At 54.0% G+C, this 19098-nt stretch carries 12 protein-coding genes; 9 read left to right on the forward strand and 3 right to left on the reverse strand.

Annotated elements, in window-relative coordinates:
- Window positions 1–102: 102 nt before the first annotated feature.
- The 3 genes from ftsY to SH248x_RS03895 all read left to right on the forward strand — a co-directional run bounded on the left by ftsY (window position 103) and on the right by SH248x_RS03895 (window position 4268).
- Window positions 103–1047, forward strand: a complete 945-nt coding sequence (gene ftsY / locus SH248x_RS03885; protein ID WP_459557205.1) for a signal recognition particle-docking protein FtsY — start codon at window positions 103–105, stop codon at window positions 1045–1047.
- 444 nt (window positions 1048–1491) lie between these two features.
- The gene (locus tag SH248x_RS03890) at window positions 1492–2805 is read left to right on the forward strand and encodes a porin family protein (protein WP_459557206.1); all 1314 of its coding nucleotides are present in this window, start codon (window positions 1492–1494) and stop codon (window positions 2803–2805) included.
- A 122-nt stretch (window positions 2806–2927) separates the two neighbouring features.
- On the forward strand, window positions 2928–4268 hold the full coding sequence (locus tag SH248x_RS03895) for a glycerate kinase type-2 family protein (RefSeq protein WP_459557207.1): 1341 nt from the start codon (window positions 2928–2930) through the stop codon (window positions 4266–4268).
- Between the two features lie 46 nt (window positions 4269–4314).
- Here SH248x_RS03895 and SH248x_RS03900 read toward each other — a convergent pair whose 3' ends face one another.
- A complete protein-coding gene (locus SH248x_RS03900; protein WP_459557208.1) occupies window positions 4315–5643 on the reverse strand; it encodes an HD-GYP domain-containing protein in 1329 nt (442 codons plus the stop codon).
- A gap of 379 nt (window positions 5644–6022) precedes the next feature.
- Between SH248x_RS03900 and SH248x_RS03905 the strand changes: the two genes are divergently transcribed.
- The 3 genes from SH248x_RS03905 (at window position 6023) to SH248x_RS03915 (ending at window position 11505) form a co-directional block, all read left to right on the forward strand.
- Window positions 6023–7648 carry an amylo-alpha-1,6-glucosidase gene (locus tag SH248x_RS03905; protein ID WP_459557209.1) on the forward strand — a complete coding sequence of 542 codons (1626 nt, stop codon included), beginning with the start codon at window positions 6023–6025 and terminating at the stop codon, window positions 7646–7648.
- A gap of 19 nt (window positions 7649–7667) precedes the next feature.
- The gene (locus SH248x_RS03910; RefSeq protein WP_459557210.1) at window positions 7668–8897 is read left to right on the forward strand and encodes a glycosyltransferase family protein; all 1230 of its coding nucleotides are present in this window, start codon (window positions 7668–7670) and stop codon (window positions 8895–8897) included.
- A gap of 130 nt (window positions 8898–9027) precedes the next feature.
- Window positions 9028–11505 carry a heavy metal translocating P-type ATPase gene (locus tag SH248x_RS03915; protein WP_459557211.1) on the forward strand — a complete coding sequence of 826 codons (2478 nt, stop codon included), beginning with the start codon at window positions 9028–9030 and terminating at the stop codon, window positions 11503–11505.
- Window positions 11506–11511: 6 nt separating this feature from the next.
- Here the strand turns inward: SH248x_RS03915 and ggt are convergent, their stop codons facing one another.
- Entirely contained in the window at window positions 11512–13308 is a 1797-nt protein-coding gene (gene ggt / locus SH248x_RS03920) for a gamma-glutamyltransferase family protein (protein WP_459557212.1), read from the reverse strand.
- Between the two features lie 176 nt (window positions 13309–13484).
- A complete protein-coding gene (locus SH248x_RS03925; protein WP_459557213.1) occupies window positions 13485–14822 on the reverse strand; it encodes a sulfatase family protein in 1338 nt (445 codons plus the stop codon).
- A 217-nt stretch (window positions 14823–15039) separates the two neighbouring features.
- Between SH248x_RS03925 and SH248x_RS03930 the strand changes: the two genes are divergently transcribed.
- From SH248x_RS03930 to SH248x_RS03940, 3 genes are all read left to right on the forward strand, one after another.
- Complete coding sequence (locus tag SH248x_RS03930) at window positions 15040–16023, forward strand: glycoside hydrolase family 43 protein (RefSeq protein ID WP_459557214.1); 984 nt, start codon at window positions 15040–15042, stop codon at window positions 16021–16023.
- Between the two features lie 96 nt (window positions 16024–16119).
- Complete coding sequence (locus tag SH248x_RS03935; RefSeq protein ID WP_459557215.1) at window positions 16120–17427, forward strand: SWIM zinc finger family protein; 1308 nt, start codon at window positions 16120–16122, stop codon at window positions 17425–17427.
- A complete protein-coding gene (locus SH248x_RS03940; RefSeq protein WP_459557216.1) occupies window positions 17424–18992 on the forward strand; it encodes a DUF5691 domain-containing protein in 1569 nt (522 codons plus the stop codon). The genes SH248x_RS03935 and SH248x_RS03940 overlap by 4 nt, the downstream gene beginning before the upstream one ends.
- Window positions 18993–19098 lie beyond the last annotated feature (106 nt).

Below are 19098 nucleotides of genomic sequence, written 5' to 3' on the forward strand. Positions count from 1 at the left end.
AAGCAAGTCCGCGTGTCTGGGTTCTGGCAACATGTCTGCCGACATCCTATAATCCTGGCTCATTGTCTTCGAACACTTTGCAGTCGATGGAAACGCGGATTCATGGGTTGGTTTGATAAATTGAAGCAGGGTCTGGTCAAGACCCAAAAGATTCTCAACACCGATGTACGGGACTTGTTCCGTAACGGTGAGATCATGAACGAGACCCATCTGGAAAGCTTCGAAGGACGGCTGATCCAGACAGATATGGGCGTAAAAGCGGTCGATGCGATCATCGAAGAGTTGCGCAAGAAGCATCTGGGACGAACTGTCCAGCTTGATGCGATCTGGGATACCGTCAAAGGCAAACTCAAGGAACTGCTCAAGAGCGGCAAAGCTGAGAAGTGGGACCTTGAAGATCCGCTTTCTCCACTTCACCTGAATCCGAACGGTTTGACAGTGATTCTGGTGGCTGGGGTGAACGGGGCCGGAAAGACGACCTCGATTGCCAAGCTTGCCAACCTGCTGACAAAGTCGGGAAAGAAAGTCGTGCTTGCTGCCGGGGATACCTTCCGTGCAGCGGCCGTCGAGCAGTTGACGTTGTGGAGCAAGCGTCTTGGTTGTGAGATCGTGACGAAGCCTCCGGGAACGGATCCTGCCAGTGTGGCGTATGCCGGCTGTGAACTGGCGCTGGAGATAAAGGCAGACGTTCTGATCATCGATACGGCTGGCCGTTTGCAGACGCAGAAGAATCTGATGCAGGAACTTGAGAAGATTCACCGTATTATCGCCAAGAAAGTTCCGGATGCTCCGCATGAGAGTCTGATGGTTCTTGATGCGACGACTGGCCAGAATGGCCTCAGCCAGGCCCAGAACTTCTCAGAGATTGTGAAGTGCACGGGGATTGTGCTCGCCAAGCTGGACGGGACCGCCAAGGGGGGCGTGACGGTCGCGATCCGTCAGACCATGGATATTCCGGTCAAATACATTGGGGTCGGCGAGCAGATTGATGATCTGCAGTTGTTCGATGCGGACCGCTTCGTTGACGCACTGTTCGCGATCAACTGATCAGATTGAAGATGACGAGTCCTTACCGCATGTCGGCTTGGGTGACGTGCGGATTTTTCGTGAGCAGGTTCGCCAAGTGATCGCGGGAAGTGGTCAATTGGTGGCTTTGTCTTGAGTGGTTGTTCGCGGTACGTGACATTCCACGTGGAAGTGGTGTTAATCTGTAACGATTTCACGCATTGTAATTGCTGATGCTCACAGCTGATCAGAGTTTGGGTTAGCGGGATTAAAACGCTTGCCAGTCGGATGAGGGACGTTCCGATATTGCCATGTAGTTGTTTAGGTCTGATGGCGCTCAACGCAACAGATGTGACCTAAATCAGGAAAATCAGGGCGTCGGACGTACGTCGGCAGTCAATCCTCACTACTCAACATAGTCGGGGTCTGTTGGTACTCCGGTGTGTGACGCCGAGTATCGATTGAACCAAGATCAAGGAGTGTATCATGGTCAGATTTAACGGTTTGCGAGCATATAGCAAGACTCTCGGAGTCTACATGCTCACTCTCGGAATGAGCTTTCTGGGAGGTTCTGCCGCTTTCGCTGGTGACTGCACGACGGGATGCACCACATCCGGCGGACCGAACTGCTGCGAATGCGAGCAAGTTTTCAAGAATGCTGGCTGTAAGCTGACAGACGACCTCGCTCGTCTGACTGCTGAATGCTGCAACTCAGCCCCCAGCTGTATCGATGAATCTTGCGTCGAAGACCCATGCGTTGGCGATGGCTGCACCGACAGCTGCCCAACCTGCATGTGGAACACTGGTGATCCATGGAAACTGGTCAACCACGACACGCTGAACATTGGCGGATTTACGTCCTTCGGTTATGTCAGCAAGCCAGACTTCACGTTCAATCAGCCTGGCGATCAAAGCAAGCTGAACCTGAACCAGTTCTATCTGTACGCTGAAAAAGTTGCTGACGGCAGCAAGGGTCTGGACTGGGGTTTCCGTTTTGACGCTGTCTACGGTACCGATGGTTCTGCCACCCAGTCTTATGGTAACCGACCTGGTACCTGGGACTACCAGAACGGCTACGATCACGGTATCTACGCCTTTGCTCTGCCACAGGCTTATGCCGAAATCGCCTCAGGTGACCTGTCTGTTAAAGTCGGTCACTTCTACACACTGCTGGGTTATGAAGTCGTTCCAGCCACTGGTAACTTCTTCATGACACACGCCTTCACGATGTATAACTCAGAAGCGTTCACCCACACCGGTGCTCTGGCCACTTATGCAGTCAACGATAACCTGACTGTTTACGGCGGTTGGACAGCTGGTTGGGATACCGGTTTCGACCGTTACCTCGGCGGGTCTAGCTTCCTGGGTGGATTCACCTATGGCGTGACCGATTCACTGTCACTCACCTATATCACCACTTTCGGCGATCTGGGATGGTTTGACCAAGGTTATACTCACTCAATCGTTGCGACCTATGACGCAACGGACAAACTGCAGTTCGTTGGTCAATCCGACCTTGTGACTCGTGCTGATGGCGTTCAGAACTACGGCACGAACGGTTATGCCTTCTACACAATCAACGATTGTGTCAAACTCGGTTCTAACTTCGAGTGGTGGCAGAACGGTAACGACGATGATGTTTACATGACCCGTCTGGGCGTGAACATCAAGCCACACGCTAACGTCACCATTCGTCCAGAATGGCGTTACCAGTGGAACTACGGTGCTCCAAACGGCGTTGTCGCTGTTGATGATGACGAAGCCTCAATCTTCGGTATCGACACCGTTATCACGTTCTAATCTGACCTGATTGAACGACTGCGATTTTCCTGAGACTGTTGCTCTCCCCGAGGGAGCAACAGTTTTTTTGTGCGCGCCGCGCAGACTTGAGAAGTAGATCCTGTCTGCCATAGCATGAGTCTATGGACAACCTACCTGCGATGATGCGACGACATGCGTTGGAAATTGCCCGAGCCGGGATCGCAGCGGTCGATCCAGCCCGGCTGATGAGGAATGTCGTGCATGTCACGGGACGCTGTCTTTCGATCTGCGGCGAAACCTACGATACAGATCGTATTCAGAAGCTGATCGTTATCGGCGCGGGAAAAGCCTCCGCCGGGATGGCAGAGGGGTTTGAAGCGGCGCTTGATGGGACGGATGCGTTTGAGAAGCTGGTCGGGCAGGTGCAGATTCCGGAAGGGATTGAAGCAGTTTTGAAGAGGATCGTCCCGCTGGCAGTCAGACCCGTGGGAATCAATGAGCCGACAGAGAGGGCAGTAATCGCCACTCAGAAGGGAGTCGAGTTGATTGCCAGCGGGGGAGAAGATGACCTTGTTGTTGTGTTACTGTCGGGAGGAGCGAGTGCACTGCTGAGCTGGCCAGTCGATGAAATTGGACTGGAGTTGAAAACGAAGCTGATTCGTTACCTATCGAAGTCCGGGGCGACGATCGAAGAGTTGAATACTGTTCGCAGCATGATCTCGATGGTCAAGGGAGGAGGACTGTTGACATGCGGGAAAGCCAGGATGATCACGCTCGCGATCTCGGATGTGATTGGAGATCCGCCTCACTTGATTGGATCAGGGCCGACCGTCTCTCCCAGACATCGTGTCGAGGATGCAATTCATGTGCTCGATCGATATGGCTGTGATGAGGTCGAGGATTTTCGACCCGTTTACCAGTACTTAAGAGAACCTGGCGAATGTGTCCGCGTCCCCTCTTATCCCTATCATCTCATCGGGACGAACAAGACCGCGATTGTTGCAGCTGCGAAACGTGCAGAGAAGATGGGCTACATCACCCATCCACAGACGAATAAGCAGCTGAGTGGACCAGCGGAACGAGTCGGAAAAGACCTGCTACTCGAGGCTGCCTGGACTCCGAAATCCTATAAGCCACTCTGCTGGATCTACGGTGGCGAAACGACGGTGCAAGTCCCGAAAGATGGTGAGCAGCATGTCGGGGGACGCAACCAGCAGATCGCGCTCTCTGCATTAATCACGCGGCAGAAGCAGGGGATCAATGATGTCCTGCTGCTGAGTATCGGGACCGATGGGGAAGATGGGCCGACGGATGCGGCTGGAGGAATTGCGGATCAGATTGCGTCGGACAACGCGAAGATGTCAGGGCTGGAACTGACAAAGTTTCTGGAGACATGCAATGCGTACTATGCTCTCGAACGCATTGACTCGCTAATTCAGACAGGTCCGACGGGGACAAATGTGATGGATCTGGTCGTGGTGCTGAAGTGGCCGGAGATGTAAAGGGGGCGGGGATTGCGCTCCCTTCCGATCTCGGTTCTGGAAGAAATCAAACACCGACGAGGCGGTCGTCGTAGATCAGCAGATCGCTTAACGGGCGGATGATGTCGAGGCCTTTTTCGTTGGCGAGATTAATCGTATGTGTTGGCTCGAAGACGGTTTCCAGGGAGATGATCTCCAGCATTGGACGAGTATACTTCTCAAGGTTCGAGCGAGTCACCCGGCCAATGCGCCCGTCCGAAAGTTCGACGAGTGAGCCGACAGGGAAAAGAGACATTGTATAAAGAAAGCTTCTCGCGACGTTTTGATCGAACTTGTGCTTACGCGCATCGTGAAGGATCTGTTCCATCGCGTGATAAGACGACAGCGGCTGGTATTTCGGGCGAGGTGTCGTCAATGCGATGTAATGATCTGCGATGGCGGCAATCTTCGCCAGAAGATGGATCTGGTTGTCGTGACGGCGTCGTGGATAGCCGGAGCCATCGCAGCGTTCGTGAAGCTGGTAGGCCACCATTTGCGAAGTACGCGGCATGTTCTTGGCGCGACCGATCATGTCGGCGGCGTACGACGAGTGTTTGCTAAGTTCGAGGAAGGAAAGGTCGTCGATGATGGAGGAGAGTTCGAGATTCCCTCGCTCAAGGAGCAACATCCCGGCTTCGTGAAGCATGATGCCGACTCCTAGTTCGATCAGTTCGTCTCGAGTCAGCCCGTGAACATTCCCTATCGCGATTGCCAGCATGGCGCTGGACGTTCCCTGAAGGCTCGGGGTGTAGCTGCCGAGTTTTGTGCAGCCCGCGACGAATGTATCGATGTCTTTTGTCAGCTGGTGGAGAGCCTGATTGCAAATATCGATCGACTGCTCGAACGACGAAATGTCTCCCATTTCTGCCTGTGCATACAGCCCACACAGGCGGGCCATCGACTCCAATGTCAACTGGTCCATCTGGACGACGAGCGACTTGGGAAGCGACAGTGATTTCGGCTCGCTGCAGTCATGCCAGAACGAGTAGTCGTGAAGCGTGGAGAGAGTATTCTCGCGAAGCTTCTTTTCCCGGAAGAGAAACGGCGTGCTTCCGATCAGGATCGCTTTGGGTTCCTGCTTTTTTGATTCCTGCGACTTTGAAGTCGGCGGGACATAGGCAACTGGAGGAGCAGGGGCGAGGAGCCTTGTGACGCGAGCAACGTGTTCCGAGGCGATGAGAACTTTTTGAATGCCGCGTCGACGCAGTGTTTCGATCAGACTGGAAGTAAGGACTGTTCCCTCAGCGAGCAGCAGAATCTGCTGGCTGTGCAGCGGATCAAAGAGCGGAGTTTCCAGCGTAACGCCATGACGCAGGTCATCCAGATCAATTTGTGTGAGTTGCGCGGGCTTGTGCATGGAAGGGCCAGGTGGGGAAAACGCTGTTTCGCGATGCGCGGAGCGTTGCAGGTTGAAGAACACGTCAATGTGGTGTGAATTGACGAAGGCAGCCCATCGCCTTTGTCTGCGCCCATCATGCGCGCCGTCGTCCTACCGAAAACTTAGAACATCCGTCGAATTGTGTAGCGTGCGAATATGTCTCATCGATCATTTCTTTGTACGCAAAGGGATGGTGAGGCGGGTTGTAGGGTCAGTAAAATGGTTTTACCTGCAGATCAAGCGATCACGAGTAGGCTCGATTTTGTGACAGTATGGAATCAAAACTGCTCAGTTAGACAGTCACAGCGTCATCACCCTGATACACATCCTGATTTCCACGCCGTTTGAGAGAGGTCTTATGCTCAGAGAACTGGCGAGTTCAGTACGACATCGAACCAGTCACGTCGGCCGCTACGCGTCCCGCTATCATCGCGCATTTCGATATGGACTGGACCTCGTGTTATGGTCGCGATTGTTCAGTCGTCGCGGTCCTGTTCCGATCGAACTTCCCCAATCGATTCTCGAACAGAAACAGGTCGGTCATCAACCACCGACGCTGTTTGTCTCCTCGCCAAATGCAGACCTGGGATGTTGGGAGGAAGGCTTTAAAGCGGTTTATGCCAACCTGTTTTTAAATCTGCAAATGCCGGATGTTCTCTCGAAGCTTCGATACATTCACCCTGCCCCCAGCTTTGAAGGGATTTATCTGTGGGACTCTGCATTCACGTCACAAGTCTGGAAACACTGGGATCTCGGAACGGCGTTCGAAGTGAATCGAGCGGTTATTGACTTGAGAGATGGAGGAAGGTTGCAGCACGTTGTTACGAATTTCAGCGAGTCGAAGTATACCCAGCCTCCGGTCATGGCGTGGTCTATGGAATGCCTGATGCGATGGAACACGCTGCCGCCGGGTGAAGATTTTGAACGTCAGATTTATGAACCGCTGCGTGACTACAACGCCTGGCTGTATGAGAATCGACGTCATCAGCATGGATTGTTCTTCTGGGCTCATCCTTACGAATCCGGCATCGATAACTCTCCTCGATTCAGCTCTCGTGACGAGCAGATATTCTCGAACACGAAGCGATTTTCCTCACCTGATATTTGTGCGTACGTGGTGTTGCAGAACGAGATGCTGGCCTCGATGGCGACGATGCTGGGGCGGGATGAAGATGCCAGCCTTTATCGCAACCAAGCCGATGAGTTGCGAGAAGCCGTCAACGAGTTTCTCTGGGACGATGTCGATCAGTTTTACTATGACCACGATGAAGTCACGAACGGCTTCATCCGTCACAAGACGATTGCAGGCTTACTGCCACTTTGGGCCGGGATCCCTGATGCAACACGCGCGGAAGCTCTTCGTCAGCAGATTCTCGACCCGAAGTTGTTCAACACTGAAATTCCGCTGCCGAGTGTTTCAAAAGCCGATCCTGAGTTTGCTAAAGACATGTGGCGAGGGCCTGTCTGGATCAACACAGCGTATGCAGTGATCCAGGGACTGAAACGATACGGCTTTTACTCGGATGTTGCGGATCTCTCTTTTCGGTTGTGTCACGGTGTTTACAAGACGTTCTCGACGATGCGTCGTTTCTACGAGTTCTACGATCCAGATCGTTACGACCTTGAAGAGTTGCATCGCAAGAAGGGAAACCGGTTCAAGAAACTGACGCTGGGGAGCAAACCCGTTAGCGAGTTTGTGGGATGGTCGGGACTTGTCAACACGCTGGTCATTGAAGAGTTAATGGGCTTTCGAAAGGAAGCAGGTCAGATCCTGATTCGACCAAACTTCCCGAAGTCCGCAGAGGGTCTGGGGTTTTCGCTTCGGCTGCCACAGGAAAAACTGGCGATCAGTATCGATCTGCTTCCAGGCGGTCATGCCCGATGCATGTTGCGGGAACAGTCAGGCGTCTCGGAATTTTGTACCGTCAGTTGTTATTCTCAAGAAGCCGAAAAGGCGGAGTCTGAACGACGGTTTGTTCAATAAATCTCAGGAAAGTGCCACGATGAAGTTTCTCGATATCACTTTGTCCTACCACGAAACCAGCGGCGGTATCCGTACCTATCTGGATGAGAAGCGACGCTATCTGCTTCGCCATACCGATCACGAGCATGTGCTCATCATTCCTGATGACCACGATGACGTTGAAACGACGGATCGCACGAAGACTTACCGCGTCGCCAGCCCGATCATCCCGGGATATGCGCCGTACAGAATGTTCTGGCGTCCTGACAAGATCACCCACATTCTTGATGAAGTGAACGCGGACGTCATTGAACTGGGAAGTTTCTACGCAGACGCCTGGGCGGTGCGTTCGCATAGTGAACGTCGTAAAGAAGCTGGCGAACGGTGTTGCGTCGGGGCGTATTTTCATACGGACGTGGCAGAGGCATTCGTCGCAGGACCATTAAAGCGCGCGGTCCATGAATCCGTCGGCGATTGGATGCCGACGCTGGAGAAGATTGGTTATCAGCTGGCGAACTTTTTTGCCGGGAGTGCAGAGTCTTATATCAAATCGGTTTTCGATCACTGCGATGTGCGGCTGGCTGCCTCCGAAGAGCAGGCGGCTCGTTTGAATCAGTATGGAGTTGACGATGTTCAGGTCGTGCCGCTGGGGATTGATCTGGAGAGATTTCATCCCGGTAAACGTTCAATGCAGATTCGACAGGAATTAGGCGTGCAGGACGATGAGTTGCTGCTCGTCTATGCAGGACGTCTGGTGGAAGAAAAGCGTGTCGGCGTACTTCTGGATGCCTTCTCGAAGCTGCCGAAGGAGTTGAAGGCAAGGTTGATCGTCATGGGCGAGGGACCGATGCGTGATCATCTCGAAACGCAGGCAGCGGAGCTGGGCGGTGCGACCATTCTTCACTATGAGAAAGATCATGACCGCTACGCAGCGTTGCTGGCGTCGTCGGATATCTACGTCACGGCAGGGCCATTTGAGACATTTGGATTGGCGGTCATCGAAGCTCAGGCGGCGGGCTTGCCGGTTGTCGGAGTCCATGCAGGGGCGTTGATTGAACGTGTTCCTCCCGAGACAGGACGCTTGGCTGAAGTCGATAACGCTGATGAGTTCGCACGTCTGATCGAAGACGTCGCGCAGTCACGGGAAGAGATGGCGCGTCGATCGCGCGAGCATGTGGAACAGCATTTCTCATGGCGAAAGACGTTTGACCGCCTGCTGTCCATTTATGAACAGAAGATTCGGGCTGAGGTCTCGCCTCGTATTGTGTGAGTGAAACTGCTGCGTGTTTGCATTCCTTGTTTGTGACACTGCTCCTGCGCGTCTTTGACGTGTAAAATACTGGGAAGAAACGCAGCTTTGAACTGCGTCACAACGATATGCAGACAGCGAAGGGGCCGACGTGCCAATAGATCCGATTTGTGGAATGACGGTCAGCGAGGATTCGCCGCATCATGCAACTAAAAACGGACAGACATATTTCTTTTGTTGTCCGAAATGTCGCGAGAAGTTTCTGACTGGGGCAACTGCGGAGACATCCCATCAGCTCGTGACGTTGGAGATGCCGGGGAAGAAATCGTGTTGTCATGGAGAGCAGGATCACTCAGTAGCGAAGGAATTACGTCAGAAGGCGACGAAGGCGTATTACTGTCCAATGTGTGAGCGGGTTGAAAGCGATACGCCAGGAGACTGTCCCAAATGTGGCATGGCTTTGGAATCATCGGGTGCACCTGCTCGCAGTCAGCGTGTTGTTTTTACGTGTCCCATGCATCCTGAAGTCGAGCAGGATCATGCAGGAAGTTGCCCCAAGTGCGGCATGGATCTGGAGCCAAAGACTATCGTCGCTGAGGAGCAGGATGATCCAGAGCTGACGAAGATGACGCGTCGTTTCTGGTTCAGTGTCGCATTGACAGTGCCTGTCTTTCTGGTCGCGATGTTACCGATGATCGGTGTCAACATTCCAGGCATCACAGGGACAACGACTGGTCGCTGGCTGGAGTTGTTTTTGAGTACGCCGGTTGTCCTGTACTGCGGATGGCCCTTTTTCGAGCGTGGCTATCGTTCGATTCGAACCGGTCACTTGAATATGTTTACGCTGATTGCGATTGGAACGGGAGCAGCCTATCTCTACAGCGTTACTGCCACGCTGTTCCCGTGGCTTATCCCGAACGCCTTTCAACATCATGGACAGCAGCATCACGGACAGGCGGCCGTCTACTTCGAAGCAGCAGCAGTGATCATCACACTCGTTCTCCTCGGCCAGGTGCTTGAGCTGCGAGCGAGGAAGCGAACAGGGGCTGCGATTCGCGAACTGCTGGCCCTTGCTCCACCGATTGCACACGTGTTGGTGGATGGCCATGAAAAAGACACGCCTCTGGAACACGTTCATGCCGGCGATCGCTTGCGAGTAAAACCAGGAGAGAAAATCCCTGTGGATGGAGTCCTCGTCGAGGGCGAAAGTCGTGTCGATGAAGCGATGCTGACGGGAGAGCCGATGCCGATCACCAAGACGATCGGTGATGATGTCATCGGGGGGACCGTGAATCAGACAGGTTCGTTTGTGATGACGGCTCAGAAAGTCGGCGGGGAGACGGTTCTGTCTCGTATCGTCGATCTGGTCGCCAGTGCGCAGCGAAGTCGTGCACCGATTCAGAAAGTTGCAGATACGGTCTCAGGGTATTTTGTGCCTGCGGTGATTGGAATCGCGATCGTGACCTTTCTTGTCTGGGCGATCGTGCAGCCGGAACAGCCGGCGCTGGCATGGGCCCTGGTGAATGCGGTCGCGGTGTTGATCATTGCCTGTCCTTGTGCACTGGGACTGGCGACACCGATGTCGATTATGGTGGGGATTGGACGTGGTGCGCAGGAAGGTGTCTTGATTCGCGATGCGGATGTGATCGAGCGTCTGGAAAAGATTGACACGATCATTGTCGATAAAACCGGGACTCTGACGGAAGGTCGTCCCACGGTGACCGAAATCATCCCGGGGAGCGGCTTCAGTGAACAAGACTTGCTGAGTCTGGCGGCGAGCCTCGAGCAGCACAGCGAACACCCGATTGCACGATCAATCGTCAACGCCGCTCGTGATCGCAGTCTTCCGCTGTCTGAAGTGACGGGTTTTCAATCGATAACAGGGCAGGGGATACAAGGATCGGTGGGGACGAAGCGAGTGATCGTCGGCAACGCGATGTTGTTGAAGGAGCAATCCGTCTCTGGTGTCGAATCGTTCTCATCCCGTATTGAAGAGCTTCAACGAGAGGGTCGGACTGTGGTCGCGGTTGCTGTTGATAAGCAGGCGGCTGGACTGATCGCGGTCTCGGATCCGCTCAAAGCATCGTCAGCGGCCGCGATTCGGAAACTGCATGAACTCGGCTTGAAAGTCATCATGCTGACGGGAGACCAGCCGACGACAGCGAAGATCGTGGCTGAGAAACTGGGGATCGATGACTTCGAAGCAGGTGTGCGACCTGAAGACAAACTGGCCCGCGTGACCGCATTGAAGAAAGCAGGGCGACGCGTGGCGATGGCTGGAGACGGGATCAACGATGCTCCTGCCCTTGCTGCTGCCGATGTCGGGATTGCGATGGGGACAGGGACAGACGTTGCGATCGAGTCTGCCGGTGTGACTCTGGTGAAAGGAGACCTGCGAGGAATCGTGAAAGCGATTTCTCTGGGACGTCAGACGATGGGGAATATCAGACAGAACCTCTTCTTTGCCCTGGTCTACAATGCCATCGGCGTTCCGATCGCAGCGGGAGTTTTGTATCCGATCTCGAAGAGCCTGCTGCTCAACCCCATGCTGGCAGCGGCGGCAATGAGTTTGAGCTCGGTGTCGGTGATTGCCAACGCGCTGCGGTTACGTCGCGGGAAACTCGACTGAGTTCAACTACGGGCTGACAGCGTAGGCACCGCCGCCGAGTCTTGCGTCGGAAACACCTGTGACGATGCCGGCTTTTGGATCGATTTCGATGCCGTGAGCGGCACCCTGTTGGCGATTGGCAGGGTGAGACGTCTCGTGCCCCATGCGTTGTAATTGAGCATCCATGCTCTCAAAGAGTCCCTCCTTTTCGTCTTCAAAAGAGATCACGTCGGGGAACCATTGATGGTGGAAGCGAGGTGCGTCGATCGCCTCCGCGAGGGAACGATCAAAGAAGAGTTTCTGAACGAGGATCTCGCTGACCGTATTGATGATCGTCCGACCGCCCGGGCTTCCGATGACCAAACAAATCTTGCCATCTTTCTTCACGATCGTCGGCGATTGCGAGCTGAGCATCCGCTTGCCGGGCGCGATCTGATTGGGTTCGGTGCCGATGCGTCCTTTGGTATTTGTGATGCCGGGCTTGAAGTTGAAATCGCCCATCTCGTTGTTGAGGAGGAAGCCTGCTCCCTTCACAACGATCCGGCAGCCATAAGAGGCTTCGAGCGTGTAAGTGTTGCTGACTGCCATGCCGTCTTTATCGATCACGGAGAAGTGGGTTGTCTGCATACTCTCGTGATCGTCGGCCAGTTTGATGCCATTAGCAATTGATGCACTCGATGTTGCTTTCGTCAGGTTGACCGACGATGCGAGCCTGGCAGCGTGGTCAGGTTCAAGCAGGTGAGCTGGCTTTTCGATGAAATCGGTATCCCCCAGATAAGCCGCACGATCGCGAAATGTGCGACGCATGGCTTCGGTCAGGAGATGAACGTTCTCGACTGACCATGCGGATGATTCGGGACGCTTGAGCGGCAGCTGTTCGAGAAGTCGAAGTTGATTAAGGATCGTAATCCCGCCCGAGCTGGGCAGCGGTGCACCATAGACAGCGTAACCCTTAACTTCGCCAACAACGGCAGGGCGAACGGTTGCCGTGTACGATTTAAGATCTTCGAGAGTGATGAGTCCCCCATTGCGGCTCATTTCGTCAACGAGTTGCTTTGCGATATGGCCTTTGTAGAAGGCGTCTGCACCATCGTCAGCAATGAGCTGAAGAGTCGAAGCCAGATCGGGTTGAACGAGTCGATCCCCTTTCTGCCAGGGACGACCTTCGGGGTGACAGTAAACGCGTCGGAACTCCTCAAAGATCGGCTCGTTCTGCAGAGACTTCTGACGCAGAACGCCGTTCATGGATGCAGCCAGGTATTCATTGACCTCGAAACCTTCTCTGGCGATCTTCACTGACGGCGTGACAAGTTCCGACCAACTCAGCTTACCGTACTTTTGATGAGCGAGTTCCAGACCTCGGAGCGTTCCTGGAACACCAGCAACCCGCGGATGGTGCATATCGGTCCATTGGACGAAGCTGTTCTTATTTGTCGAAAGCGGTGCACGTTCCCGGTATTCGACGCAAACGACATCATCATGCGGAGGAGCAACCATCATAAAGCCCCCGCCGCCGATATTGCCGGCTTCTGGCCAGGTGACCTGCAACGCAATCGCGGTCGCGATCGCAGCATCAACCGCAGTTCCCCCTTTCGCGAGGATCTGACCACCAATCTCTGCGGCGACCGGGGTTTCACACACGACGATGCCGTGTTGACCTTGAACGACTTTGGGACCAAGACGAGGCGTGCGAGTGGTTGTCTGAGCGTTTACGAGCGAGGTGCAGACAATGAGGCACCAGATAATGCAGGCTGAAGTACAGACTCGAAGCGAGGATGGGAAACGAGAAGCGAACGCAGAGTACTGAAAACTTTCGATTCGCATGCCGGCTGTCGCTCCTTGATAGCGTTGAAAGCCACTTACCAGATGTTGAGCGAGCGCAAGACATCCCGATCTGGAAGTACCGTCAACTCTGACATTATGCGCAACAGTCGGACGAACCAACAATGATCCCTTGCGAATGAAAACTTACCATTCGCGCAGGTTTGAGAAAATGTTGCTCAATTGACAGCGGGATTCCACCACGCATCGAGTTTCTGCTGCAACTGCTGCACGCGCTGGCTGTTTTGTGCTGCGAGGTTTTTGAGTTCGGTCGGGTCTGACTGAATGTTAAACAGTTCGATCTGTGCCTTCGGTTCACGAGATTTGACGGGAACGATCAGTTTCCAGTCGCCGTCGATGATCCAGCGGAACCGGAGGCTGGCGGCAGGGTTATTCATGTCAACGATATCGTGCTCGAGGATTTCGCCATAAATCGCGTTTCTCGATGCGACCGCCTCCGTATCGAGAAGATTGATGCCGGGGAGATCAGCGGGCGGAGTGATTCCGGTCGCATGTAGGATTGTCGGCAAGAGATCGATGGAGCTGGCTAAGTGGTCATTGTCGACCGTCGGTGTAATCTTTCCTGGCCAGCTCACCATGATGGGAGTACGGAGACCGCCATCGTATTGGGAACGCTTCGAGCGTGGTGCATAGGCATCTCGATCGGCTTCGTTGATCCAGCCGTTGTCGGCGACATAGAGGACGATCGTGTTCTCGGACAGTTTCTGGCGTTCGAGTTCGGACATCAGTTCGCCGATCGTCTCATCGAACCATTCACACATGGCCCAATACTTGGCGATTTCGACATGCGGCGTGATTTTGGCATATTTCGTGAGCAGCCTTTCGGGCGGCTTATGTGGTGAGTGTGGCATCATGGGGGCATACCAGAGGAAGAAGGGTTTTTGATCTTCCTTGGCTGTCTCGATGAATTCGAAGACGGGCTTCATGCCTTTGCGTCCGATCGCAAGTCCTTCGTCGCCGTGGCGGGCCCCCAGGAGCAGGTCGCCGTGAGTCATGCCATGGGTGAATCCGCCGCGTGAGTAATGACCTTCCCACCATTTACCGGACTGGAAGGAGAGGTAACCGAGTTTGGCAAGGTAGTCTGGAATCGTTTCCTGCTGGTCGATCTTGCTGATGTAAGTCTCGCGCGCTTTGAAATAGCTGTCGTGGAGTTTCGCGCGCTTCAGCGGCATGTCTTTGACGTCATCGGGAAGCGGTGGATCATTGCCGACGATACCGTGCTGGTGGGCATATTGACCAGTAATGATCGTGGCCAGTGAGGGGCGACACAGACTGTTTGGGACGTAGCCTCGGGTATACACGAGAGATTGGCTGGCCAGTTTGTCGAGATGAGGCGTCTTGATCTGCGGGTGTTTCATGAACCCGTAATCAGTCCAGGCTTGATCATCAGAAAGGATAAGAACGATGTTGGGAGGCGCTTGCGCATCTGCAGAAGTCGTGTCGAGGAAGATGCCGATGCAAATGGCGATCAGTGAGGCGACGAATCTTAATGTCATGTCTCAATTCTCAGGGGTAAGCAATGTCCTACTTTTGTTTCAATCGATCATAGCGTTCTCGTCGAGAACTCAAACAAAGAAACTCCCGAAACGGTGTACTTTGCCTGCCGAGCTATGCTAAGCTCGAACGATCCCGTTGAGACATATTCCAGTCAATCGCGATTGGAGTCGCGAGGGCTGGTCCCGACAAATATCGGTTATAGTGAGAGGCTCAAATATGCTGCGTTCCATCGTCTGCTTGGCAGTGGTTTTGACATTTTCCGTGCGACCGCTGTCTGCTCAGGATGCGAAAACGACCTCGGGGAATCCGGTCTTTGAAGGCCGGTATGCGGATCCAGAAGGGATCATCTTCGGCGATACGTACTGGATTTACCCGACTTATTCTGCTCCTTACAAGCAGCAGACATTCTTCGACTGCTTTTCGTCGAAAGACCTTGTGAGCTGGACGAAGCATTCGCGCATTCTCGACAACAAAGCCATCGGTTGGGCGCGACGTGCCATGTGGGCGCCATCGATCATCGAGAAAGACGGGAAGTATTATTTCTTCTTCGGTGCCAACGATATTCAGAACGACCACGAGTATGGCGGGATTGGGGTGGCTGTCGCAGATCACCCGGCGGGGCCGTTTCGTGATCACCTTGGGAAACCTCTGGTTGATAAGTTTCACAATGGGGCACAGCCGATTGATCAGTTCGTCTTCAAAGATGCAGACGGAACGATGTACCTGATCTACGGCGGATGGCGTCACTGTAACATCGCCAAACTCAACCAAGACTTTACCGGATTCATCCCATTCGAGGACGGCGTTACCTTCAAAGAGATCACGCCGCAAGGCTATGTCGAAGGTCCATTCATGTTTATCCGCGACGGGAAGTATTACTTCATGTGGTCCGAGGGAGGATGGACCGGGCCGAATTACTCCGTCGCGTATGCGATTGCGGATTCGCCGTTTGGCCCGTTCAAGCGGATCGACACCGTCCTCAAGCAGAATCCCAAAATTGCAACAGGGGCAGGGCACCATTCTGTGATTCATGTCCCTGGCACTGACGAATATTACTGCATCTATCACCGACGCCCTCTCGGTGAGACCGATGGGAACTCGCGTGTCACCTGTATCGACAAAATGGAGTTCGATGAGAAAGGGCTGATCAAGCCGATTCAAATTACCAACGAGGGCGTGACTGCTCGACCGCTGAAGTAAGAGCTCGAAGTCTACTTGTCTTTTGCACAGTCGGCTGATATCGTCGCTGGGGAAAAATGGAACTTCTGATTTTCTAACAGCGAGTGAAGACATCGGATGTCGCTGACCAGCGAGCAAGTTTTACAGATGGCTCCTGATGCTGCCTCGGCATCAGCTGGCAAGAAGCTGGCATCGCCGCGACAGTGGACGGATCTGGGACAATCGGATCTCGCGATCTGGGGGAAATGTCAGGGGAGCGCGGTCTATCAGGTCAAGATCGAGCGGTCGTCGCTGGGGTACCAGTGCAGTTGCCCCTCGCGTAAGTTTCCCTGCAAACATGTGCTCGGATTATTGCTGATCACTGCCGACGCACCAGCCAGCCTTTCTCAGACAACGAACCCTGACTGGGTCGTCGAATGGCTCGACAAGCGTCAGGCGAAAGCGGAAAAGGCAGAGCAGAAGAAAACGGCTCCACCCAAGCCCGTCGATGAGAAGGCACAGCAGAAGCGAGCGGATCAACGCCATAAGAAAGTCGAAGAGGGACTTGCGCGACTTGATTTGTGGATGAAGGATCTGGTCCGCGTTGGGTTAGCCCGGCTGAATCGTGGCGATACCCAGATGTGGGAAGATCAGGCGAAGCGCCTCGTTGATGCGCAAGCCTCTGGGCTGGCTGGGCGATTGAGGATGTTGTCGAATCTCCAGTTGAGGACTCAGGACTGGCCACGGCTTCTACTGGAAGAACTCGGTCGAATCAAACTGCTGATCCATGCTTATCAGCGGATCGAAACGCTAGAGCAACCTGTTCAGGAGGATGTCCGTCAGCTGATTGGCTGGACGGTCACTCAAGAAGAACTTGAATCATCTGGTGAGAAAGTTACGGACAGTTGGGCCGTCATCGGACAGACGATTGATGATGACGATCGGGTCCGGGTTCAGCGCTCCTGGCTAGTCGGACGAATGACCGGAAAGACAGTGCTTGTGGTTAACTTTGCTGTCGGAACACAGCCATTTGCCGATGGGCTGCTGCCGGGGTCGGAGCAGAGTGCCGTCATCGCCATTTATCCCGGCTCACTTGGTCAACGTGCTCGATTGATGGTGCGCGATGATAGCATCGGAGCAATCATTGATCGTGTCCCGGGCAGTCAGACTGTTGAGACGTTTCTTGATCGAGCAGTCGATTCGATGGCAAAGTTTCCCTGGGGAGCAGTCACAGGAGGTGTCCTCAAGGATGTCACTTTGACGTTGCATGATCAGCGCTGGTACGTGTGTGACCGCAATGGCAAAGGATTGGAACTGACCGCGGGGAACTATTGGAAGCTGCTGGCAATCACAGGTGGCCATGCCTGCGATCTGTCGGGGGAATGGGATGGTGTGAACTTTCGGCCGTTAGGAGTCTTTTTTCAGGGGGGATTTTTTCTCCCATGATGGATGCCCTCACGAAGCTTGCCTTGCTGGGAACGGGTAACGCGAGTTCCTGCCCGTCGTCGAACGAGCAGATGGATGCGCTCATCGATCCGTTGAAGATCGACTCCGTTGAAGATGCCCTCTTGCTGAAAGCAGGAGTGACGTCGTTCTACCTGCAGGCAGGAAAGGACCCTGCTGTCGTCAATCAGCTGGACGCTGCTCCAGAGGAGTCGCAGGCAGCCATTTCGGTTCCAGCGGAACGAATTGTCAGCAAAGCCTTTGAACCGACCTACTCAGTCCTGCTCCCGGACTTTCTACGAGTCATCGGCTCGTATGGAATGCGAGTGACACCTGCCTTATTGCCGCAACTGCTGGGAGTGAAAGACGAGACCACTCGCGAGCTCGTCAGGCAAATCGTCGGAGAGCGAGGACGCTGGTTGGCGAACTTGAATCCAGAATGGAGCTGGCTGCTCATGTCCGACCGACGAGACAACGTTGATACAGAGACGATCGAAAGTCTCAAACAAGAGTTCGACCATGGCTCGATCAAAGAGCGATGCCAGATTCTTTATGCCATCAGAACGAAATCGCCGGAGATAGGGCGCACCTGGCTGGCTGATGTCTTTCCAGCAGAAAGTGCAGACGCGCGGGCTCAATTGCTGGAGCAGCTCGCAGTTGGGTTGTCACGAGATGATGAACCATTTCTGGAGAGCTGTCTGGATGGACGCAGCGTCAATGTGCGAGTCGTTGCCTGCGATTTGCTGGCGCAACTCCCAGGATCCGCATTCGTTGCCCGTATGACGCAGCGTGCCAACGCGATGTTGACCGGCCAGAAGTCCGGCATGTTGCGTAAGACATTGAAGCTCGTCTGCCAGCCACCTCAGGAACTGACAAAAGAAGACGAGCGAGACGGCCTGCTCGAAAAACCACCGACACAAACCGGAAAGCGTTCTTACTGGACCGAACAGATTCTGAAAGCCGTTCCTCTCTCTCACTGGTCGAGAACATTTTCCTCAACGCCAGAGGAACTGCTCAACGCGATCACGAATGATGATTACGCTGAAAATATCCTTCGTGGCTGGTTGTCCTCGGCGATTTCAAGTCGTCTCTCTTCGGCTGACGAGGAATGGCTGCTGCCGCTGTGGAATGTGGTGATCGTCTCCCGATTCAAGATTGAGCAGCCATTAATCATCGGATTGTGGAATCGACTTTCCTCCGCGATACAAGAGACGACACTCACCAAGCTGTTGACCTCAAGCTCGGCTTCGTTGGATTCCCTTCCCATGAGCCAGTTGATGAATTCCCTGCAACAGCCATGGAGTTCTTCCTTCAGCAAAGCCTACTGGTCACAGTTCTCGAAAGACCTGCTCGATCGTCGCTGGCTGCCGAGTTGGGCGTCGACATTCGAGACGGCAGTCGTTGCGCTTCCGCCCGAATTCTTGCAGTCCATCCTCAAGCTCGACGAGACTGGAAGCGCTCTCGAACAGATGGAATCCTCTTACCTCAAGTCGGCTGTGTCGAAGTTCGTTGAACAGGCACGCATCCGCCGTCAGTTTTATGACATCATCAATCGAACGATTCAATAAAGGGGCAAGTCTTGGCCAAATCATCCAGCAAGTCAGAGGAGGCAAAATCTCGCCCGGTCGGCGATTCGCCCTCATCTCCCACAGATAAGCTGCGTCCATCAGCCGA

It is taken from the genome of Lacunimicrobium album, from assembly GCF_052161635.1.
Taxonomy (GTDB): domain Bacteria; phylum Planctomycetota; class Planctomycetia; order Planctomycetales; family Planctomycetaceae; genus SXPC01.